At 60.6% G+C, this 21456-nt stretch carries 23 protein-coding genes and 2 pseudogenes; 11 read left to right on the top strand and 14 right to left on the bottom strand.

Annotated elements, in window-relative coordinates:
* Positions 1-81: 81 nt before the first annotated feature.
* The gene (locus tag AC3D25_RS02915) at positions 82-393 is read right to left on the bottom strand and encodes a DUF4148 domain-containing protein (RefSeq protein ID WP_488886967.1); all 312 of its coding nucleotides are present in this window, start codon (positions 391-393) and stop codon (positions 82-84) included.
* A 49-nt stretch (positions 394-442) separates the two neighbouring features.
* Positions 443-949, bottom strand: a complete 507-nt coding sequence (locus AC3D25_RS02910) for a hypothetical protein (protein ID WP_488886966.1) — start codon at positions 947-949, stop codon at positions 443-445.
* Between AC3D25_RS02910 and AC3D25_RS02905 the strand changes: the two genes are divergently transcribed.
* The 8 genes and pseudogenes from AC3D25_RS02905 (at position 918) to AC3D25_RS02870 (ending at position 5439) form a co-directional block, all read left to right on the top strand.
* A complete protein-coding gene (locus AC3D25_RS02905; protein ID WP_488886965.1) occupies positions 918-1376 on the top strand; it encodes an NAD(P)H-binding protein in 459 nt (152 codons plus the stop codon). The two genes, AC3D25_RS02910 and AC3D25_RS02905, sit on opposite strands and share 32 nt — an antisense overlap.
* 2 nt (positions 1377-1378) lie before the next feature.
* Positions 1379-2245 (top strand): SDR family oxidoreductase, encoded by an 867-nt coding sequence (locus AC3D25_RS02900; protein ID WP_488886964.1) that lies wholly within the window; start codon positions 1379-1381, stop codon positions 2243-2245.
* Positions 2242-2706, top strand: a complete 465-nt coding sequence (locus AC3D25_RS02895) for a DUF2269 family protein (protein ID WP_488886963.1) — start codon at positions 2242-2244, stop codon at positions 2704-2706. Before AC3D25_RS02900 ends, AC3D25_RS02895 begins: the two co-directional genes overlap by 4 nt.
* Before the next feature lie 398 nt (positions 2707-3104).
* Complete coding sequence (locus AC3D25_RS02890; RefSeq protein ID WP_488886962.1) at positions 3105-3302, top strand: hypothetical protein; 198 nt, start codon at positions 3105-3107, stop codon at positions 3300-3302.
* A gap of 69 nt (positions 3303-3371) precedes the next feature.
* Positions 3372-3611 (top strand): DUF3460 family protein, encoded by a 240-nt coding sequence (locus AC3D25_RS02885; protein ID WP_488886961.1) that lies wholly within the window; start codon positions 3372-3374, stop codon positions 3609-3611.
* 119 nt (positions 3612-3730) lie between these two features.
* Positions 3731-3925: pseudogene (locus AC3D25_RS02880) on the top strand (DUF3734 domain-containing protein); the annotation flags it as partial.
* 66 nt (positions 3926-3991) lie between these two features.
* On the top strand, positions 3992-4690 hold the full coding sequence (locus AC3D25_RS02875; RefSeq protein ID WP_488886960.1) for a DUF421 domain-containing protein: 699 nt from the start codon (positions 3992-3994) through the stop codon (positions 4688-4690).
* Positions 4690-5439 (top strand): DUF421 domain-containing protein, encoded by a 750-nt coding sequence (locus tag AC3D25_RS02870; RefSeq protein ID WP_488886959.1) that lies wholly within the window; start codon positions 4690-4692, stop codon positions 5437-5439. Before AC3D25_RS02875 ends, AC3D25_RS02870 begins: the two co-directional genes overlap by 1 nt.
* Before the next feature lie 328 nt (positions 5440-5767).
* Here the strand turns inward: AC3D25_RS02870 and AC3D25_RS02865 are convergent, their stop codons facing one another.
* From AC3D25_RS02865 to AC3D25_RS02850, 4 genes are all read right to left on the bottom strand, one after another.
* Positions 5768-9871 (bottom strand): CheR family methyltransferase, encoded by a 4104-nt coding sequence (locus tag AC3D25_RS02865; protein WP_488886958.1) that lies wholly within the window; start codon positions 9869-9871, stop codon positions 5768-5770.
* Positions 9872-10032: 161 nt separating this feature from the next.
* On the bottom strand, positions 10033-10443 hold the full coding sequence (locus AC3D25_RS02860; RefSeq protein WP_488886957.1) for a response regulator: 411 nt from the start codon (positions 10441-10443) through the stop codon (positions 10033-10035).
* Between the two features lie 2 nt (positions 10444-10445).
* Positions 10446-11930 carry an ATPase domain-containing protein gene (locus AC3D25_RS02855; protein ID WP_488886956.1) on the bottom strand — a complete coding sequence of 495 codons (1485 nt, stop codon included), beginning with the start codon at positions 11928-11930 and terminating at the stop codon, positions 10446-10448.
* A 192-nt stretch (positions 11931-12122) separates the two neighbouring features.
* Positions 12123-12308 carry a hypothetical protein gene (locus AC3D25_RS02850; protein WP_488886955.1) on the bottom strand — a complete coding sequence of 62 codons (186 nt, stop codon included), beginning with the start codon at positions 12306-12308 and terminating at the stop codon, positions 12123-12125.
* A gap of 104 nt (positions 12309-12412) precedes the next feature.
* Between AC3D25_RS02850 and AC3D25_RS02845 the strand changes: the two are divergent.
* A pseudogene (locus tag AC3D25_RS02845) lies at positions 12413-13015 on the top strand (IS66 family transposase); the annotation flags it as partial.
* A 424-nt stretch (positions 13016-13439) separates the two neighbouring features.
* Here the strand turns inward: AC3D25_RS02845 and AC3D25_RS02840 are convergent.
* Genes AC3D25_RS02840 through AC3D25_RS02830 form a run of 3 tightly spaced genes read right to left on the bottom strand, consistent with a single transcriptional unit; the run spans position 13440 to position 15815 of the window.
* Entirely contained in the window at positions 13440-14495 is a 1056-nt protein-coding gene (locus tag AC3D25_RS02840) for a sensor histidine kinase (protein ID WP_488886954.1), read from the bottom strand.
* A complete protein-coding gene (locus AC3D25_RS02835) occupies positions 14471-15010 on the bottom strand; it encodes a nitrogen regulation protein NR(II) (RefSeq protein WP_488886953.1) in 540 nt (179 codons plus the stop codon). Before AC3D25_RS02835 ends, AC3D25_RS02840 begins: the two co-directional genes overlap by 25 nt.
* On the bottom strand, positions 15003-15815 hold the full coding sequence (locus AC3D25_RS02830; protein ID WP_488886952.1) for an alpha/beta fold hydrolase: 813 nt from the start codon (positions 15813-15815) through the stop codon (positions 15003-15005). Before AC3D25_RS02830 ends, AC3D25_RS02835 begins: the two co-directional genes overlap by 8 nt.
* 412 nt (positions 15816-16227) lie before the next feature.
* On the opposite strand from AC3D25_RS02830, the gene AC3D25_RS02825 reads away from it, so the two are divergent.
* Positions 16228-16854, top strand: a complete 627-nt coding sequence (locus AC3D25_RS02825; protein ID WP_488886951.1) for a helix-turn-helix domain-containing protein — start codon at positions 16228-16230, stop codon at positions 16852-16854.
* A 201-nt stretch (positions 16855-17055) separates the two neighbouring features.
* Here the strand turns inward: AC3D25_RS02825 and AC3D25_RS02820 are convergent, their stop codons facing one another.
* The 5 genes from AC3D25_RS02820 to AC3D25_RS02800 form a co-directional block, all read right to left on the bottom strand.
* Positions 17056-17526 (bottom strand): nuclear transport factor 2 family protein, encoded by a 471-nt coding sequence (locus tag AC3D25_RS02820; protein ID WP_488886950.1) that lies wholly within the window; start codon positions 17524-17526, stop codon positions 17056-17058.
* A gap of 92 nt (positions 17527-17618) precedes the next feature.
* Positions 17619-17945, bottom strand: a complete 327-nt coding sequence (locus AC3D25_RS02815) for a nuclear transport factor 2 family protein (protein ID WP_488886949.1) — start codon at positions 17943-17945, stop codon at positions 17619-17621.
* A gap of 10 nt (positions 17946-17955) precedes the next feature.
* The gene (locus tag AC3D25_RS02810; RefSeq protein WP_488886948.1) at positions 17956-18939 is read right to left on the bottom strand and encodes a saccharopine dehydrogenase family protein; all 984 of its coding nucleotides are present in this window, start codon (positions 18937-18939) and stop codon (positions 17956-17958) included.
* 1 nt (position 18940) lies between these two features.
* Positions 18941-19336, bottom strand: a complete 396-nt coding sequence (locus AC3D25_RS02805) for a VOC family protein (RefSeq protein WP_488886651.1) — start codon at positions 19334-19336, stop codon at positions 18941-18943.
* A gap of 17 nt (positions 19337-19353) precedes the next feature.
* Entirely contained in the window at positions 19354-20097 is a 744-nt protein-coding gene (locus AC3D25_RS02800) for an SDR family NAD(P)-dependent oxidoreductase (RefSeq protein ID WP_488886947.1), read from the bottom strand.
* 134 nt (positions 20098-20231) lie between these two features.
* Here AC3D25_RS02800 and AC3D25_RS02795 point away from each other — a divergent pair, with 134 nt between their 5' ends.
* Entirely contained in the window at positions 20232-21119 is an 888-nt protein-coding gene (locus AC3D25_RS02795) for an AraC family transcriptional regulator (RefSeq protein ID WP_309911378.1), read from the top strand.
* Positions 21120-21456 lie beyond the last annotated feature (337 nt).

Here is a 21456-nt window from a genome sequence, read left to right as displayed (position 1 = left end):
TGTAGAGCAGCATCGTGGAATTCGTCGGGAGTCACGAGGTAGACTATCTCGAACACTGCCGGCGCTAGGCGCTATCGGCGGTTAGGGCGCCTGGGCCGGCACGGGTGCCGGTGTCGCGCCGCCCCCGCAGGTATCGACGCCGTCGAGACCCTGCGCGCGTTTTCTCGCCTCGAGCCGCGCCTGCGCCAACTGAAGGTGGCGCGGGTAATAGTAGTCGTTCTTCCACGGACGATAGCCGACGCTCTCTAGTTCGCGCAGTTCGCAGTGGGCGCGTTCGCGCGTGGTCGGCTGCCGCACGGCCTGCTGTGCATGCGCGCTGGGTGAAGCGAAAGCGGCGATGGCGATCAGTGAGCCGCAAAAATATTGACGAACGAGAAACCCGTGCGAAATCATCACCTTGCTCCGGCGTTGACGAACGATACGGTGCGCAGTGGAGTAATCATTAGGCCGAGCGTCGGCCGTGCGGCCGCTTGAATATGAACGGCACGACGAGCCCTGCACCGAACGCGAGATAGACCGCTGCAATGTGCGCGACCGGCAAGTGGTGTTCAAAGCCGGGCGTGAAGCGCTTGGGCACCACGATGTAGTCTCCCGCCGCAGCCGCCAGCGTCGTCGCCGCCGCGAGCGCGACGCGGCGCGTTCGCTCTTTGCGCGGTCCACGGCTGGGGCTGATCGTGCGCCGGGCGGCCGCGACGCCGAGCGCGTTGCCCGCCGCCCAGCCTATCGACATCATCTGATGGATGGCGAGTCCCGTGAGCAGATGCCTCGGCTTCGGATGCGCCGTCTGGTTCGCTTCTTGCGGCCACAGCCAGTGACTCACGGCGCTTACCGGAGCCGCCGCGCGCTTGCCATGCAGCCGCGCGCAGATGCGGAGCGCCGCCGTCGACAGCAATCCGGCGGATATGCCGGGCAAGAGGATGTCTTTCGTCGCGTCGATACCCAATGCCATGGTCATCTTCCTCACGGGTTCTACCGGGCTGCTCGGCTCGCGCATCGCGGCGGCGCTGCTCGCGCGGGGACACTCGGTGATCTGTTGCGCGCGGCGTGCGCCGCCGGCTCGCGATGCGTCGCCTCGCTGCCGCTTCGTCGCGCTCGATCTCGCGCGTATCGACGACCCAGCAACGTTGATGCCGCTTCTGGACGGCGTCGACGTGGTCGTGAACGCGGTCGGCGTCTTCAGCGACCGTTCCGGCTACGACTTCCAGCGCCTGCACGCAGATGCGCCCATCCTCCTCTTCGGGGCCGCGGTGCGCGCGGGCGTGCGCCGCATCGTGCAGATCTCGGCGCTCGGGGCCGATTCGCACGCGCAAAGCGCCTACCACCTCACGAAGCGCGCGGCCGACGACGCCTTGCGCGCCTGCCCGTATCGTCGCTGATCGTGCAGCCTTCGCTCGTCTTCTCGCCGGAGGGAAGCAGCACGAAGTTCTTCACCGCCTGGGCGACGCTGCCCCTCGTGCCGCTGCCGGGCGGCGGTGCGCAGCGGGTGCAGCCGGTGCATGTCGATGATGTCGTCGAACTGGTGACGAGAGGCGCGCTGGCGGCAGAAGCGCCGTCGAACGAGTCGGTGGCGGCCGTCGGCCCCGAGCCGATGACGATGCGAGCCTACCTCGGCGTCCTCGCGCGCCTGGCAGGCGCCGCCCCGCCGACGTTTCTTCCGATACCGATGCCGCTCGTTACACTGGCCGCGCGCATCGGCGAACGGCTGCCGGGCGCGTTCGTCAGCAGCGATGCGCTCGACATGCTGGAGCGCGGCAACACCGCGCCGGACGACGGCATGCGCCGCTGGCTCGGCAGGCCGCCTACCTCGCTGTCGCGATTACCCGCGCTGCCACGCGGCTTCGGCATGGAGGCGAAGCTCGCGTGGACCGTGCCGTTGCTCGTCGGCTCGATTGCGGCGGTATGGATCTGGACGGCCATCGTGTCCGCGTGGCTTTACCCTCGCGACGCGAGCCTGGACCTGCTCGCACGCGTCGGCGCGCCGCCCGGCACGCGCGTGTTCCTGCTGTATTCCGCTGCGGCGTGCGACCTGCTGCTTGGCGCGCTCTCGCTTGCGTGGCCCGCGCGTCTCGGTCCGCGTACGCGCCTGTGGCAAGGCCAGATTGCGCTGATCGTCTTCTATTCGCTGCTCATCACCTGCCGCTTGCCGGAGTACTGGCTGCATCCGTATGGCCCGCTGTCGAAGAATTTGCCGATGCTCGCCGCCCTCGTTCTTCTGATTCAACTCGATAAAAAGAGCCGACCGTGACCTATCTCGTCATCAAGTGGCTGCATGTGCTTTCATCGACGATTCTCTTCGGCACGGGCATCGGCTCCGCGTTTTATCTGCTGAGCGCGACGCTCGGCCGCGATGCGCGCACCGTCGCCCGCATCAGCCGGCTGGTGGTGCTCGCCGACTGGCTCTTCACGACCCCGACCGCTATCGTTCAGCCGCTCACAGGCATCGCGATGCTGCATCTCGCGGGGTTCCCAGTGCGAACGCCCTGGCTCGCATGGTCCATCGGGCTCTATGTCTTCGCCATTGGGTGCTGGGTGCCCGTCGTGTTGATACAGATGCACCTCGCGGCGGAAGCGCGCGCCTGCGCGGCGGCGGGCGCCATACTTTCGCAGCGTTACTGGCGCCTGATGACGGCGTGGACGGTGCTCGGGGCGCTGGCGTTCGTCGCGTTTGTCGGCATTTTCTGGCTGATGGTGACGAAGTCAGTCTGAAGCGCCGGTCCGCGAGGGCATCGCGCGTGTGGTGTTGCGCTCGACGCGCGAGCCGCGTCATCGGGGCGGCAAGACCGACTCGACTCGCGATCAGGTACGCCAGGATCTCGCTCAATATCGATGCGCGGGCTACAACCGGCGCTACTTCGACTGGCGTTTGCAATGTTTGGACGGGCTCGCGGACCGCGCCCGCGTCCTGGCATCGGGAGCTTAGGAGGTTCTCGCGCGGCGTCGACGTCGGTCGGGTAGCCGCTTTCATCCGCGATCGCGATCAACGCGCAGACGAGCGCAAAAAACGTCAAAGCCGATCAACTCATGCGAATGCTCCGTTACATTCATTCAACCGGCGAACATGGAGCATTCGCCATGCCATCGCGCAGCTTGCGCAGGCACGCCAGATGCACAGCTTCACGCACAGCCCGAAAACAACGTGCGCGCCGATGCCTGGGCCGGGCGGCATCGACAGCCGGCTGACCGGCAACCGGCCCGCGGTCCTGCCGAAGAAGGGGTATCGCGTCGTATTCGGCGAGACGCTGTATATCCAGGAGGTCAACGACTCGAAGGCATCGCATGTTTTTTTCGGTTCGAGCGCGTAGGGGATGCTTGATCGCAGGAAAGCCAAGTCTGTCCGCAACGAATGAACCTTTGACTGAAAGGAGAAAACCGTGGGCTTGTTCAAACGTCATCGTGAACAAGGCGGTGGAACGACCGGCCTTTACGTGTCCGAGTTCGAGCAGTTTCTGAACCGGCTGAAAGAGGACCATCCGAACATGGACCGCAACCAGGTTCTCGGACGCGCACTGCTGTGGGACAAGCTGCCCCGGCTGCCGGACTCGCCCGGCGCGGCGGGCAAAGAAGGCAAGCTGCGGCAGCCTTCGTACGTGTATTACAGCGACAACGATTAGCGGTTGGCGCAGCTAGCGCGACCGTCGTACGACGCTGCGCGCACTGCCGCCCCGTTTAGACCGCATCCAGCGATCGACGCGCAAAGTCGTTAAAATGAACGGCTGAGGAGAAATCCGACAAGACAACATCCCCATTGTCGCGTCAGATCGCCGGTGCAAAGCCGGTTGAGGTCGTCTCCGTCGACTATGAACCCTCGCAGCGCGTATCGCATTCCGAGGACGAGCAGTTCAGCAAGCCCGCCATCCCGGAACACTGGATCCACGGGCGGGAGGCCGCGCAGGCCGCGCTTGCGCAGATGAATCGAACGGCTTAGCAGGACCATACGGGCACATTAAATGCGCTTGCCCGTACACTCTCGAGCGATGTTGCAGGTGTCGAAGTGCAATCCCCACCGTTCAGCCTGACCGATTGGCATCGTTTCCTTTTTGGGAACGCGTCGTGGCATTTTCTTATAGAAGTGCTGGTTCGAACCGGCGCGACCTACGTGCTGCTCGTCATCGCGATGCGTCTCCTCGGACGACGCGTCGCCGCGCAGTACACGCTGTTTGAAATATCGATTGTCGTTACGCTCGCCGCCGCCATCGGCGTCCCGCTCCAGGCGGCGAATCGCGGCATGCTGCCGCCGTTCTTGATCGCGCTGGTTGCCGTCGTGCTCCAGCGTGTCATTGCGCGCGCGGGCATTACGCATCGGCGCGTGGAAACGATGGTATCGACCGATGTCACCCTGCTCGCGCGTGAAGGCCGGCTCGAACATCCGGAACTCGCGCGCGCCGCCATGCCGCGAGAGAAAGTGTTCGAAGCCATGCGTCTTGCCGGCTGGCAACATCTCGGCCAGATCAGCCGCCTGTACATGGAGCCTTCGGGCGCGTTCTCGATCATCCCTGCACGCCCCGCGCGGCCAGGCCTGTCGGTGCTGCCCGCCTTCGACGAGGAGCTGCGGGACGAAGCCCGCGTCGATGGCTGGCATGCGTGCGTGGATTGCGGCAACACGGTGAAGACCGGCCGCACCGAAGGCCTCAACTGCGATAACTGCGGATCGCGCGACTGGACCTACGCCGTCACTGAAGTGGAGCGCTAATGCCATTCATCGAGCGACTTCTCATTGGCGACGGACCGTGGGCCTTTCTCGTCGAAGTCATTCCCCGCGCCGTGGTCATGTACCTGATGCTGCTGATTGCGATGCGCATGATGGGCAAGCGCGTGGCCGCACAGTTGAGCATCAGCGAACTCGCCGTCATTCTGATGCTGGGCGCGGCCATCGGCGTGCCTATTCAGGTGTCCTCGCAGGGCGTATTGCCTGCCGCCGTCGTGCTGTTGACAGTCGTGGCGCTGCAGCGCCTGACGTCGAAAGCCGGGCTGCGCTGGCGCAAGCTCGAAGTCCTGCAACAAGGCGACGTCCGCATGCTCGTGAAGGACGGCCGCATGCTGCTCGATCAACTCAGGGCGAGCCAGATCTCGCGCGAAATGCTGGCCTCCCAGTTGCGTGCGGCGAACGTCGCGCATCTCGGCCAGTTGCGGCGCGTGTATCTGGAAGCGTCCGGGTCGATGAGCATCGTCTGGAGAAAGACGCCCCGTCCCGGCCTGACCGTGCGGCCAGACATGGAGCGAGGACTGCTCGATGCAATCGGCGCGGACGGTTATTTCTCGTGCTGGAGTTGCGGCGTGACGCTCGCGTCGCGCGAACGTCCGGGCGAACCGTGCGAGGCGTGCGGTTCGCACCGCTGGGAGTCCGCCGTGCGCGTGCCCGTGGAGCGGAGTACCGCGACCGCCGTCGATACCGACGACACCGACGATACGGATACCGATACGGAGGGAGCCAAAACGTAGCGTCTGCCTCTGCCGGTCATATTGCTTACACATGTGAAAATCACGCCGTTCGAACCCGGCCGTATGGTTATCGACGGGCTTGAAAGATACTGCCGCTCGGCCGACGCAAATCGACGAGCCACGCGGGCATAATCACAGGCGAAACAACATTCCAAGTGCAGAGGGTAGGCACCACTTACTCTCCTCGGTTTATAGGCGGTCGAGAAGTGAGCGCCACTTCATTAGCGGTTGGACCGTATGCCTGAGGTCGGGTCGTGGATGTCCCGCAACTGCGCGCCTCCGTGGTCGCGAAGGCAACGTAGCCACGTATTTGAGGGCCACTATGCCGCTACGTCTTCGCTTGACGAAAAACATCCGCGAGGGCTTCAAGACTAAAAGGCTTGGCGAGGCACGAATCGCACCCTGCCTCACGCGCACGCTGCTCTTCTTGTGCCACAGGGCGGCCCGTAACTGCAATCACCGGAATGGCGGCGTACGCGGGCAAACCTCTTAGCTTGTCAACAAGCCAATAACCATCGAAGTCCGGCAGGTTCACGTCGGTAATAACCAGATCGAAGCCTTGCTGGCTTGCCGCCTCAAGGGCGTCCGATGCGTTGCCCGCCGGCGTCACGGCCGCTTCGTAGATCGCAAACAGGTCCGACATCGCGGCGAGCGACTCCGGCGTATCCTCGACCAAAAGAATCTTCTTGCCCCGAAAGACGGACAAGTCGGCGGGTCGGTCGCCCGCATGGCGTTGGATAGATGACGCATCAGCGGGCAGCCACACGACAAAGGATGCGCCCTTACCAAGCCCGCCCGAGTGTGCCTCAACGCGACCGCCATGCAACTTCGCAAGCTCGCGTACAAGCGAAAGACCGATCCCCAGGCCGCCCTTACGTACGTGGTGTGCCACCGTCGGCGCTTGCTGGAACATGTTGAAAATTGAGCCAATGACGTCCGCCGCGATGCCATCGCCCGTATCCGTTACGTCGAGCCGCGCCTGTCCCGCCTCCAGCATGAGCCGCACCGTTACACGGCCGCCCCGAGGCGTGAACTTCAAAGCATTGCTGACCAAGTTCCAAATGATTTGTTCGACGCGCACTGCGTCGCCCCGAATCAGGACCGGCGTGTCGGACAGTTCGAGCCGCAAGTCAATCCCAGCCTGGCTCGCATCCTTCTGTAACGTCTCGGCAATCGAGCGGACAATTGCGCTGACGTCCGTCGGAGCGAAACGTAGCGACAGTTTTCCCGTGTTGACCCGCGAGAAATCCAGCAGATCGTCGATAATCTGTGCCTGGGTACTCACCGACTTCTGAATCGCGTCAGTAATTTCTTGAACCCGGCCAATGTGCCGCGTTTCAGGAAGACGGATCAGCATTTCCGCTTTCATGTGGATCAGGTTCAGCGGGTTTTTGAGTTCATGCGACAGAACCGCAATAAATTCGTCTTTCATCCGGCTGAGCTTCTCGACTTCCGTGTATTCTGCCCGCTCTTTCTCCAACGCCTGCTGCTGCTTGCTCTCGGCGAGTTTGCGACGCGTCGCATCTTGCACGAATTTCGCAAATCCTGAGAATCCCGGCACGTCGATGCGACTGAGATACCCGCTGCAGTAAACGCGTTCGCCGTTCCCTCTGATGTGCCAGCGCTCGTCCTCAGCTCGACCCGTTACGCGCGCCTGTCGGCGCTCATAAGCGGGCACGCCGGCGGCCAGGTCCTCGGGCGTAAAAATAGCGTCGAGCGGCTGACTCAGCATTTGACCGGATTTCAGCCCGAAGATTCGACCGGCGCCCGCGTTCCAGTTGACGACCATGCCGTCGTTATCAAGCACGATGATCGCGAAGTCATGCGTCGCCTGGGCCGCCAGCTTCAGCTTTTCAACGCCTTCGCGTGCCTCCTCTTGGGCGGCTTTTTGTTCTGTAATGTCAATGAGCGCAAGCACCGCCCCGTCAATCCGGTCGTCGTCGGTGCGATAGGGAAGTACGCGCGCGAGGAAACTTCGCCCGTCCGTGCTCGCCACTTCGCGCTCCGTCTTTTTAAGCTGTTCGAACGCAACACGCAAATCGTCGATCATCCCCGGATAGTCCAAGTTGTGCGTGAGATGCTGGAGCGGCCGGCCCCGGTCACCAGGAAGGATATTAAACAGCGTGTCGGCGGGCGCGGTGTAGCGCTTGATATTTAGCATCCGGTCAACGAAGACGGTGGCGACGCCGACCAGTGAAATGAGGTTTTGGAGATCATCGCTGACCCGTGCCGATTCTTGAACCTTGGTCATCAACTCGGAATTGACCGTCACCAGCTCCTCGTTAAGCGATTGAAGTTCCTCTCGGCTCGCTTCGAGTTCTTCGGTCGCCGAGCGCATCTCCTCGTTCATCGCCTGCAGTTCTTCGTTGGACGCTCTGAGCTCCTCCGTCGAATTCCGTGCATATTCCACCGAGTTGCGCAGACGGTCCTCGCTACCCGCTAGCGCACGCTTCAGTGAACCGACCGAATCCTCACCACCTTCGACCGGTTCTTCCTGCACGTCGGGAAGCGGACTTACGGGATCGCAGATCACCCAAAGCAGATTTTCCTCCCGAGCAGGATCGCGGTAGGGCCGTATCGATAGGTCGACCAAAATCGACCCCGAGGCGGACTCAAACGGCACAGCTGGTTGGTCGTCGCGCCGTCCTTTTTTCAGGCACTCATCGATTGCCTTTCGGACTGTTCCCTGGACATCCGCGCGTATCACGTCAAATAGGTTGTGAACACGGGTGCGGCGCGCATCTTGGGTGAGACCATTGGCGTTGGCAGATCGATGGATGATCTCTCCATCAGCGCGCATGATGATGAGGGGCGGCCCGAACATGTCCAGCGCGTTGGAATGGGTGCCCGACGCGGCTGCGGTCGGATTCGTGCCGCCCCCTATCGAAAAGAAAGTCTGGCCAGCGGTCGTCGTTGGTACTGGCGCGACGGGAAATGCCGACAATCCGCTTCTGATCGATTGTGGAAGCGCCCGGTAGATTTTCCAATGTTTATCGACCGGCTCGAAAAGCTCGGACGCGAAATCGGCGGATTCGGCGCTTCCCAGGAACATGTACCCTCCGGGGCGCAACGCAAAATGGAAAGTCTCAAGTACACGGGTCTGCGCGCGCCGGTCCAAATAAATGAGCACGTTTCGGCTTGAAACTAAATCGACGCGGGAAAACGGCGGATCGCGCAGGATGTTGTGAGCGGCAAAGACAACCGTATCACGCACCGACTTGATAATCCCGTAGCGGCTTCCGTCCTGATAAAAATACTGGGAGAGGCGCGGCGCTGGGACGTCGTTGGCAATGGCGCCAGGATAGCTGGCGCTCCGCGCGATCGCGATGGCGCGTTCATCGATGTCGGTCGCATATACAGTCACTCGAGGCCGATTCGGCAATTTGCGCGCGGCCTCCCTAAGGATAATCGCAATCGAGAAAGCTTCTTCTCCAGTCGAGCACGCGGGCACCCACGCGCGAATTTCTTCGCGTCCCTGCAGGTTTTTTCTGAGCTCCGCAATAAGCGCCTTTTCCAGCGCTTCGAACGCTGCGGGGTCGCGGAAAAAATTTGTGACGCCGATCAGCATGTCAGCCAGTAATTTTGGCGTCTCATCCGGATGAGCATCCAGAAAGTCGCGATAGGCGGCACTGCCTGTCAACCCGTTGACCTGCAATCGCCGCTCGATCCGGCGTAGCACGGTGCCCCGCTTGTAGCTGGCAAAATCGTGATGTGTGCGTTGCCGTAACAGGTCGAGCACCTGGTCAACCGCGTCCTGCTCCGTCGCGGGCACCTCGTTTCCGTCGGCCGATCCGTCGTCGGACGGCGACGGCAGATCAATGTTGGCCGCGCTTCGGACCAGCGCCAGCAGCCTTGGGACGATCTCGACGGCTGGCAGCACCAGGTCGACGTCTCCGGTCGCGATTGCGCTGCGTGGCATTTCGCCGTACTCGGCCTCTTCAGGCCGTTGCACGATTGTCATGCCACCCAGCTCTCGCACACGCGCAATACCCACCGAGCCGTCGGAGCCTGACCCGGATAGGATTACGGACACGGCGCGGGAGCCGTGCGCCTGCGCTAGACTGCGAAAAAAGACGTCGATGGTCGTTGGTGGCAGTCTGGGTAGGTCCGGATCGGTCACGCGAAGATACCCGTCGACCATCGACAGCTGTTTGCCCGGCGGGATGACATAAACGTTGTCCTTCTCCAGCGGCACTGGCGCGGTCACCTGACTCACTCGCAGTCCGGTGACATTTTGGATCACATCGTGTGCGTGACTCGTATGGTTAGGCGAGAGGTGCAACACAACGACAAATGCGACTCCGGGCGCCGGCGGCACTGTTTTGAACAGGCTCAAAAGCGCTTGGATCCCGCCTGCGGACGCCCCGATACCGACAACCGTAAAGTCGGGGCCATCGTGCCGTGCGCTTTTGCCGCTAGCCTTCTCTACCATTTCTGCTCCGCTCCGGTATTCGATCTGGTTTGGGTGGGAGATCTTGGATCGTGTCGAACTCCACACCCAAATTAAGTTAGTGGCCGATGATCATGCAAGAATGTGCGACTACCATACCCGACGAACGCGTCCGTCGTTCGCTTAAAATCACTCTAAAAGATTCAGCCGTCGGCGGCGCGATCGGTGTCGTCCAAGCCGGCGGCGCTGCCATTGACCTGACTCAGTAGGCACTCGACCGTCGCGAGCAGATCGCGAGGCTCGCATGGCTTTTCGAACACCGCACAAAACAACTCCGGATATCGTCGTCCGATTGAAGCCTGTGCCGCGCTGAGCAATACGATTGGTGTTTCCTTCAGAACCGTATCTGTTTTGACCGCGCGCGCGAACTCCAGCCCTGTCATAACGGGCATCATAAAGTCCGTTACGACAAGCGACGCTTTGGACTTTTTAAGCAGGCTCAGCCCATCTGCACCGTCGCTTGCTGTTTTGACGAGATGGCCTGCCTCGGAAAGCAGGAAGGCAAGTGCCTCGGCAATGAGTGCCTCATCGTCAACGACCAGGATAGTCGCCATGCCTAGTCGCTTCCATTTATCGGTGCGGTAGTCTCACCGTTGCTTGGCGCAAGATGCGGTGGTTGCGCTTGTGCCGTTGGACCGATAACGAAAAGCCCGCCCGATGCGATGGTTACATCGTGCACCCGCGAATCGAACTCAGAGTCGCGTGACTTCACGATGGCGAGCGTCCGCTGTAGTTTGCCAGCTGACTCCATGTGACGGAGCACCACAATATTGTCGGCAATGCTCGTCAGTTCAGAGACGCGAGAAACGGCCCGCGTTTGTATCAGTTCACGCGATTCCCAGGTTGCAACTGTAGTTGCACCGGCGTCGCGCAGCTGGTTAGTGAGGGCGGTAAGAAACTCTACCAGGCGGCCGCGATCGACCGCAGCCCGCTCGAATCCACCCATACCGTCAATGAAAACCCGAAGCGATCCGGTTCCGCGGACGCATTTCAAGAGGGTGTGCCCTAGTTCATCGAGCAGGTTTTCCTTGATCGGGCGCCACACCATGATAAGCGCGCCGGAAGCGACAAGCGAATCGAGCGGTATCGAAAGCGATCGCGCTTTCGATACCAGTCTCTTCGGTGACTCATAGAAACCTAAGAGTACGGACGGCATCTCAACCGTCGACTGCGCAACGAAGTTAAGACCGGACGTCGTCTTACCGCTGCCAGGCGGGCCAAAAAGAAGCGTTGAAGAACCCCTCGTAAATCCTCCAAAGAGCACTCGATCGAAACCGTGGATACCGCTCGCAACACGCTCCTCCCGCGGAAACGCATCAATATCGTGGCTTTCATACAACGACTCAAGCCGAGGGTAGACCTTGAGTCCTTCGCAGTCGATGTCGTACTGATGCAACCCACCGAGGGAGTAACTTCCGCGTGTCTTGATGACCCTGAGACGTCGCACAGTTCGAGTTATCGCCAGTTCTTCTTTCAGCACCAACACACCGTCTACCATGGTGTGTTCGAAGCTGCCTTCCTCGTCTCCGACGCTGTTAAGGTACAGAACGGTGAAGCCTGCGATGACGGCATGCGCTTGCAATTCCGCCATGAATACCCGCAGATCTACGTCCGAATCTGTCTTGCCGGAAGCGATCAGCAAACCGTCAAGCACTAAAAGGGACGAACGATGCTTCGATAGCTCTCTCCGAATTGCTTGCACAAACGCCGGGAGCCCTCCTTCGCGAAGGGTCTTGAACAGACTCAAAAACATCAGGTCCGTCCCTATTCGCGATTCATCAAAGAATCCAAAATTGCGCAACGACTGAAAGAGGCGTTCATGTGATTCAGCGAGCAGAGTGACGTAAAGAACTCTTCCACCGCGGCGAGCTTCCGCAAACCCTACCTGGTTTGCAAAGATCGTTTTGCCAGCGCCGGGACTGCCTTGGACGATGTAAGTTGCACCACGAATGAACCCTCCGGATAAAACTTCATCCAGGCCGGGCACTGCAGTACTAAGGCGTTCCACAGATTTCATAGCAACACCAAAGGAATCGAGCACGGATTTTCGCAGGCAACGACGCGCGGCCCTGGAATTAATCCGAGCCCGCCTGAATTCTTCCCCACGCACAGCCTGTTTCCGCCCCGATTTCGACAGCTGGATCCAGGCGGGGGCTTTCAGTCCGCTCCAGGAGCGATGGCTGGACCAGAAGAGGCTGCGCAATCGCTATGCCGTCCCTCCGGCGGTTATTTCTCAGGGCGGCCACCGCTTGCCAGATTGCCTGACGGCGGATGCCCGCGAGCGAGTAAAGCGCATCGGATCGGCCAGCACTTGCAGGTCCTGGCGAGCAAGTTGCGCCCGGTTCGCCAGATCGTTGACGTCCGCGAACGGTCGCACCGCGCGTGCTGACTCGATACGCGCGGCGGATGCATCACGCATCCCGCGAACGAGCGAGCCGCACCGGTGCCATCGAGCCGTCGCCTTCGAGCGTCGAATCCCAGTTGCTACTAGCGACGTCAATCGGCAGCACGCGCACTTTGTGGCGCTTCGCACTACCCGCCGACCTGCTGCGCACCCGTATCGAATACGACCTGCCCGAAGACCAGAAGGACTGCCCGTGCTGCAAGGGCGCGATGCACCGGATGAGCGAACAGACCTGTGAGCAATTGCATATCGAGGTCAAGGCACCGGGACTGCAGCATGTGCGGCTTCAAATATCGTGCCGCCATTGCGAGCGCCACGCCGAACATACGCCGGTTGTGATCGCTCCCATGCCGACGCAGCCGCTGCCAGGAAGCAACGCGAGCCCGGCAATGATCGCTACGGTAATGACGGCCAAATATGCCGACGGCACACCGCTGTATCGCATGGAGGAGGCGCTGACCCGCTCGAACCTTGCGGTCAGTCGCGGTACGCTGGCAGATTGGGTTATCCGTCCCGCCGATCTGCACCTGTCCCGTCTGTATGAAGCGATGCGCAGAACACTGCTCGCGCAGTCCCTGCTTCATGGCGACGAGACGACGGTGCAGGTGCTAAAGGAAGACGGCAGGACTGCGCAGAGCAAGTCGTACATGTGGGTTTATCGCAGCGCCGAAGACAGTACCGAACCGGTCGTGCTGTTCGAATATCAGCGAGGACGCGGGCAGCATCGCTCGCTCTTAAGGAAATCGTATTCGGCCAACGTATAGACAAAAAGAATATTCGGACTCTAACGAACGTTCTACGCGGCGATGAATGGAAGCATGTTCGGTTCTCTCGCGCCGAAGCCGTACCCTGGCACCTTTCGACTGTCGCTTATTCCCGTACCTGCTGGAACCGACAAAGCAATGACTGAGCGGCAACTCAGCGACCAGAGACCAGAGACCAGCAGCAGATCCCAAGGCGCCCGCGTATGGCCGCTCCGGGTCGGGTAGCGAATTCGCCTCGTGGTCGCAGCGCTTCGGTCGGCGCTCGAACTGCGAGCTTCGGAAACCGGCCAGGTGCCGTCGTGAGTTGCACCAACTGAACGACATACAACTGGCGCATTGACCCCTCATAGCGGTTACCCGCACAAGGTGGTCCGAGCGTTAATTAGCTCGGGCGCGCGTCGGCGATCGCCGCAAGAAGCACCTTGATGGGTGCGGGCTTGGTGAGAAAGGAATCGAACAAGCCGCGGGGGCGCATTTCCGGCGCAAGCCCCGTCAGCGCAACAAGGGAGACCCGCACACCATGCGCGCGGCGTATGCAGCTCGCGACTTCCTCGCCGCTCATGTCGGGTAAGCCGATATCAAGCACCACGACTTCCGGACGGAATTCATCAACTAGCCGCAGCGCCGACGCCCCGTCTACCGCTACCGCCGTAACGTGCCCTTCGCCTTCAAGCAGGACTGCCAGGCCTTGAGCTGCGTCCGCGTTATCGTCCGCTATCAATACACGGCGGCGGGCGGACATCACAATGTTAGGGGCAGGCAGCGACGTCGCCGCCGGACCGGTCGACAACGGCAGTCGCACTACAAAAGCACTGCCCAAGCCCGGTCCCTCGCTGGCCACAGTAACCGTGCCGCCGTGCAGCTCGGTCAGGGCGCGGACCAGCGCCAGGCCAATACCAAGGCCGCCTTGCGACTGCCCTCGACCGGCCGGCGCCTGACCAAACATTTCGAAGACGCGCGCGAGGTCGGCCGGCGCTATGCCAATGCCGTTGTCGCTCACCCCTATGACGGCATACTCGCCTTCGTGCGTGGCGGTCAGCCGCACCCACCCGCCATGTGGCGTATAGCGAAGCGCATTGTTCAGCAGGTTCTGCACTATTTGCGCGATCCGTACCGGATCGGCATCGAGGATCAGCGGCTCCCCAGTCACATTCACTTTGAGCGTATGGGTGGGTCCGTTGACAGAGAAACGCGCACGTATGCCGGCAACGGCATCGTCAAGAATGGACTGGAGGTTGACCGGTGCACGCCTGACTTCGATCTTCCCCTTCGCGATGCGTGACACCTCAAGGAGATCATCGGTCAGGCGGGTCGCTTTGGTCAGTTGACGGTTGAGCACATCGAGTCGACTCATGATCGGCTCGCGCGGGTGGTCGTCGGGCGCGTCCTTGTTTGCCCCCTGGGCGTCACGCCTCAGCAGCTCGACTGCAGCTTGCATTGCAGCGAATGGGTCGCGAAGTTCGTGGGCAAGTGTCGCAAGAAATTCGTCCTTTCTGCGGTCGGCGACTCGCAGCGCGCGCTCGGCAGCGTCCTTCGCCTGAAGCGCGCTTTCCGCGCGTCGAGCAGCTCCCTTTCATATTTGTGCCGGTCACTTACCATCATGACCGCAAATTCGTCGAACTGCTCCTCCGGCCCGCCGACGCGAGCTATGTTGACCAACACGGGGACAGCCGTCCCGTCGCCGCGCAGCATCTCCAGCTTCACTTCCGCCACGGACCGCTGCAAGCTCAGCAATGGTGCCAAATGGGTCTGGAGAAAGATCTTGCCACCAACCGTGATGAGATCCTGAAGCCTTTTATGTCCCACCAGCGACGCCGCGGGACGATCGAGCCACCGACACAACGTCGCGTTCGCACGCAGTAACAGTCCGCCAGGCGCCGTGGTGAAGAGCCCGCACGGCGCGGTATCGTATGCCGCACTGAACTCCGGCAGATGCGCGCGCGTGTCACGCATGAAGGTGCTCGAGCTCCCGAAGGAACGCGTCCATCGCATCCACGCTGGCGCTCGGCGCGCTTAAATGGGGACAATGCCCGATGTTGTCGACTATGGCTAGCTTACTGCTGCGGATTGAACGGTGCATGTACTCGCCGACGCTAATCGGCGCGAGCAGATCGTCGTCTGACTGGATGATCAAGGTGGGCGTGCTTACAGAGAGGAGCTCCTTGCGATGGTCGGCGAGGAAAGTGACGCGCGCAAAGTGCCTGGCGATGTCGGGATCGGTACGGCAGAAGCTGTTGGTAAGTTCGACCCCAAGTTCGGGTTTGCCAGGCGCGCCCATAATGGAAGGCGCCATCGTGCTCGACCAGCCTAGGAAATTGTTTTCCAATGTATCTAGCAAACCGTCAATATCGGCCCGGGCGAAACCGCCCGTATAGTCGCCATCGTTAATGAACGATGGCGAAGGGCCGACCATGATATTGGCAGCAAACCGGCTGGGCTCTTGAAGGGCGGCAAGCATACCGATCGTTGCGCTCACCGAATGCCCAACAAAAATTACCGGTCCCGTGGCGGCAGCGTCAAGGATCTCAAGTACGTCGGCGGCATAACCGTGCAGCGAAGAGTACTTGTCGTAGTCGTAACAGGAGAGATCCGAGGAACCACTGCCGACGAGGTCGAACAGCACTGTCCGATAACGAGCTTCGAACTGGGGGGCAACATACCGCCACATCGACTGGTCGCAGCCGAACCCGTGGGAGAAGACCATGGTCGCGGGTCCGTCGCCCGTGGCCCGTACGTGATTCCGTTTAATGACGTCCAAGTTGATTTCCGCAGAGTCAGGAAGGATATATGTTCAGATCAGAACGCGCCCACGGCTACATCTCGGTTTGTCGCAATTTGCGACGACTAAGCTTGCACCACGGAGAGAGTTCCGGCGGCCCGCGCTGCGCCTAGCGTTATGGTGCCGATGCCTACAGGCGGGAGCGCTACAATAGCCGGTCGATGGAAGCTAGAGCAAGCGAATCCATGCTGAGCACAGTATTCAGAGCGGCGCAGCTGCTCGAAAATTGCTTTCATGGAAAGACCGCGCCGCGCTCGGACCGAATTTCCGAGTTCGGCCAAGAGGCGGTGTTTCCAAATACTCGGTTATTGAATCGGCCGCCTTTGTTGCTTCCCGGATTGCAGATCCATATTGCGCAGTATATTTGATTCGGTTGCACTCCAGAAAAGCTATGCAGGAACTTCCCAAAGAACTGTCCAGTGTGGCCTTACGGATAAAAGCGGGCGAGATGCTTTTGGCGGGTAAAAGCCCGGATCAAACTGCCTCGGAACTTGGGATCTCGGTCCAGACGGCCAGGCGATACCGGTCAATGCTCGAGGAAGGTGGCCTCGAACGCTTAAAGCTAATGGGCGTCGGTGGGAGAAAGTCGTCTCTTGACGCACATGCTCGGGTATGGCTCTCCAGGGCATTGCGATCATCCGCAACCAATTTTGGGTTTGAAAGCGACCGCTGGACGGACGGGCGCTTTCTGACAGTGATCGAGCGTAAATTTCATCGCCGATACTCCCGAGTCTACGTGCGGCGACTCATAATTGAACTGGGTTTCGCCGACGTGCTCAAGGCGCGGCAGAAGTCGGCACCCGGAACCGTCACAGGGGCTATCGACCTAGCGCAGCTCATTAGTGAAGCGCTCCAGGCTTCGCCGCGTTCCTATGGGTTGAACGCAGATAGGTGGACGAACGAGCGCCTTCGAATGGTGGTCGGGCAACGATGCGGCAAGGCTTATTCGCGCAACTATGTCTGGAAAGTTGCGACAGACCTCGGCTTGGGACACCTGCTGAGCAAAACGCGAAAATGATTTCACTGGCATGAAGCGGCCAGGAAGAGTCAATCGCCGAGCCTGCGCGGACGCCCGCTGCCTGGCGCAATTCGGTCATTGGGTGATAAACAGGCATCACCGCAAGGCCTACTATGTGCTCCGGATGGAGTGACCGAGTGCGCAGCGTCGTGGCGACGCTAACTCGATCACGCCGCAGTTCAGTCTCCAGCCAAACACACTCTACACAACAGAAAGAACCGCAGGATCTCCAGAGCGCAAGACGTTGTCGATCGTGCTCCGCGTGATGACCCAGACATCGCCCTTTCTTGCCAGTTCGACATCGTAGCGGTTCTTCATCAGATAGTGACGAGTATGATCGCCCCGTGGTACATGCTGGGCTTCTACAAGTGCATCGAGGCGGGCCGTGTCCCCGGCGATGGTGACCCGCGGGTTTGTGACGGAGTGCGTCGTATCCAGAGTCGCGAGAGATACCGTGAGGGCCTCGACGATAACGTCTCTGCCCTCGATGACCGGATAGTCGAACCCGGCTTTAGCAGCGGCCTGGCGAAAGTCCGATACGGCGTTTTCTGCGAGTGAGGAGGATAGAAGGTTCCTGTCGCGACGGTCAATACCCGCGGCGAACTGGTAGAGGGCATCGACAACCGCAAGCTTGTCTGCGGCTTCGTTGGTGAGTGATGTTGACATGGTCATAAGTGTTGTCCTTCCTATTCCAGAAGTTTGCGAAGCGAAGCCATCGCGGCATCAGCGCCCAGGCAAGCAGCAATGGCTGTATTCCGTGCTCGCTATTCGAGATTCGCGTCGATTCGCTCGATAAGACCATCGGTGTTGCGCCTGATCTTGAGAGTCCCGATCTCGTGCCCAAAGTCGCCTGTGAAATCCACGCGAGCGACGGCAGTGAAGTCGTCCAGTTGCTCCAGGGACAGAAGCTTGCTGGCGGTTTTGTAGCCAACGAAAAATTGCCTGAGGTAGAGGCGAATACCTTCGGCACCAACAAAGGCATCGCCAACGGAAACGTCGTCGATAACTGCATCGGCTGTGAAAAGGGTCGCCACGCCCTCGACGTCGAAGGAATTGGCGGTCTGGATAAATGTAGCAACGAGTTTCTCCATGGCCTGCTCCTCAAACGTCTACGATGGTGGTGTCTGCGATTGTCTTGGCAAAACCGCTGCCGAACAGCATCGCGGGCGTCTGGAAGCCCGGGCGGGCCTCGCCGGCCAAAACGCGCCGGCCGGCTTCGGCCGCAGCAGTTGCCGTGAATGTGTAGCCGTTGACCGTATCGAGAACCGAGCGGAAGATCCTGCCGTCGGAATCAGTTACCTCAACGACCGCCTGGTACCGATTGGCCAGTCGTTCCTCCACGCTCGGTCCGTCTGGCAGTGCAGAGAGATCACCTCGTGGAAATCCATCGCCCGTCACGTGGACGAACGTCTCAATGTTTCGCACGTTCGTCGATCGCCAGATCGTGATGAGATCGGGGAGTGTCACCTGAAAACAGTCGACGGCACCCTTTCCGAAGTCGAACCCTCGGATGGCTCCTGCAGGCCGGGGGACCAGCTTCCCGTCGGCCCGCACCAGAGTTTCGACGGTGACGCTCCCCATGGCGCTGACGGCCGAGCCTCGTGACAGACCGCCCGAGACGTGCATCGCCACCTTGATGCTCGAGGGATTGTTCGTTCTCGCAACAGCATTCTCGGCAAGGCACCCGAGCATTGCGACACTGCCGCCGCTGCCGGGCAGAAGCATGACGTCAGCAGTTCTGGCCTCTGCATCGAGCACTTCGGCCAGACGATATCCGTCGAGTTCCGCGGCGACGTCGAGATAGTGCACGCCGTTGCAGATGCTAGCCGTCATCAGGACATTGGCGGTCCTGGAAAATGGCCCCGCGCAGTTGAGGAGGACACCGACGTCAAAGAGTGATCGGTCAATCACAGAAGAGTCTTCGAGCGCGAAGACCCGATACTCCACCCCGAGCCTCGCAGCAAGCGGTACGAGCGTCGCTTCATTGCGTCCTGCGAGGATTATCGACGTACCTGCTGCTGAGGCATGTTCTGCCGCCATGCGACCGGTATATCCCGTCGCGCCGTAAATCATGAGCTTCTTCATATCAGTGCTGCCATTCCTTATAGACAAATTCGAGGCTGTAGCCGTCGGGGTCGCGCACCTGAGCGGCGTAATAGCGCGGGTCATAGTGACGCTGCGGCCCGGGCGGATGGATTTCGGTGGCACCTACGGACATCGCCGCTGAGAAAGCCGCATCGACTTCGCGCTTGCCAGCGGCGATGAAACCGACGTGTGCGGCGCGACCTTCGACCGTACCTTCGCGCAACCAGAAGAACACGCGCCCGTTCGCACCAAAACCTTTGAGATCAGGGTGGCCGGCGGGGCCTTGGCTGCCGTCGTAGTCGATCGCATGTACGATGCCGAGCGGTGCGAGCGCCTTCTCGTAGAAAGCGATCGAGCGATTGATATCGCTGACGGATATGAAGACGTGGTCGAGCATGATGATTTCTCCCCGATTCAGATGATGTAACCGCCCGCCACTTCGATGTTCTGGGCATTGATCCAGCGGCTCTCGTCGGATAGCAGGCTTGCGATGACGCCGCCAATGTCTTCGGGCTCGCCCACCCGCCCGAGCGCCGTCTGGCCCGCAAGAATGGCCTCGAATTCATCGTTCAATCCGCCGCCCAGCTCTGTGCGGATCGCTCCCGGCGCAATCGAGTTCGCTCTGATGCGCCGCTCCCCGAATTCCTTGGCCATGTAGCGAGTCAGAACCTGCAGTCCGCCCTTGAACGCGGCATAGGGCGCGACGCCTGCGGTGGCGACGCGGCTGGTCGCACTGGTGACGTTGACGACGTGGCCGCCGTCCTCGATCAGCGGCAGAAGTGCCTGGGTCAGAAAGAACGGTCCCCTGAGATGCACGTTGAACAGCCCATCGAACTGGTCTTCGGTCACGTCGGTGATTGGAGCGTAGAGGCCGTGCCCGGCGTTGTTCACGAGGAAGTCGAAGGTCTGCCTGCCCCAGATGGCATTAATCCGTGCGGAGACCGCTTCGCGAAACTCGGGAAACGAGCTGCTGTTGCCGACGTCGAGCTTCAGGGCAACCGACGCCCCGCCGATCCCGGCGATTGCTTTCACAACCTGTGTCGCCTGTTCCGGATTGCTGTTGTAGGTGACGACCACACCCATTCCACGCCTGGCGCATTCGAGTGCGGTGCTGGCACCAATGCCACGACTACTTCCGGTCACAATGACAATCTTCACTGGGTCTCTCCCGTCTGTCTGGTGAGAGTGAAGATACGACCATCGAGCACCGCGCACTCACCCGATCCTCCTCGAAACTTGCCTATTTCTGCTGTTGGATTGCATGCCCGGATGGCCTCTGCTAGCGTGGGGCCATGGAAAAGCAACTACAGGAATTAAGAGCACTAACGTCCCGGGCTGAAAACAGGCGCACCGAGACGGGTATTCCGCGTGTCGCCATGGTCCAGGGAGAAATCCCCGAGCACCTGCTCGCTGCCGTCTACGAGCCTATGGTGAACCTGATCCTGACGGGATCGAAGACGATGACGGTCGGTGACCGGACCTTTCACTATGATCCGGCGACCTACTTCGTCATGTCCGTGGATCTACCCGCGGTTGGTACCGTCCATCCGACCGCGACCGGCGAACCGTATCTTGCAGTCAGCCTGACGCTCGATCCCACCATCGTCGCGGCGCTCATCCGCGATCTGCCGGTGCAGGTCTGCAGGACGCTGTTCGACTCTGGATTTTCAGTCGCACCGGTCAATGATGAACTGCTCGACGCCTGGATTCGGATGCTCCGGTTGATGGAGCGGCCGGACGAGATCGCGGTGCTTGCTCCCTCGTACGAGCGCGAGATTCTGTTTCGGGTGCTTCAGGGGCCGCTCGGCTGGATGCTGCGAGATATCGCATCGCCGGACACGGCGCTTTCGCGTATCGGCGTTGCGATTAACTGGATACGACGCAACTTCACCGAACAGATAAGGGTTGATGCCCTGGCCGAGATGGCGGCGTTGAGCGTTTCGGCATTTCATCGCCATTTCAAGGCGGTAACGGCATTGAGTCCGTTGCAGTATCAGAAGCGTATTCGGTTGTTGCACGCGCGGTCACAACTGATCTCCGGTCAGGGCAGCGCGACATCGATCGCCTTCAGCGTCGGCTACGAAAGTCCAAACCAGTTCAGCCGGGAATATGCGCGTCTGTTCGGCCTGCCGCCCTCTAGAGATCTTGCGAAAGCCGCGCAGGAACTCCAGGGTGATTAGCAAACGCACACGAAAAATATACCTTGGCGGTCTTCGTCCAGGTATCGAAGATTATTGACGCGCTCCAGGCGGACGACTGGACATCGACAAGTTGAGGGTCATTCGAGGTTCTCAGCCGATCGAATCACAGATCGTTGAGCCAACCGGAATGTTTGAGTTGAGCGTCCGGTATGTTGTTGTCAAGGGACGCTGGCAGGCTGGCCGCAATTGGCTGCTGAGGGTCGACTGCTGCCACCCGCCTTGCACCACCGTTTGAGGAGGGCGACGAGCTGACGTTGGAGTCATTCAAGCCCGGGCGACCTAACTCAAAAGACGAAGGCTTGTTACGCTCAGGTTG

It is taken from the genome of Caballeronia sp. SL1002 (assembly GCF_057814995.1).
This window is presented reverse-complemented; position numbering and strand designations above follow the sequence as displayed.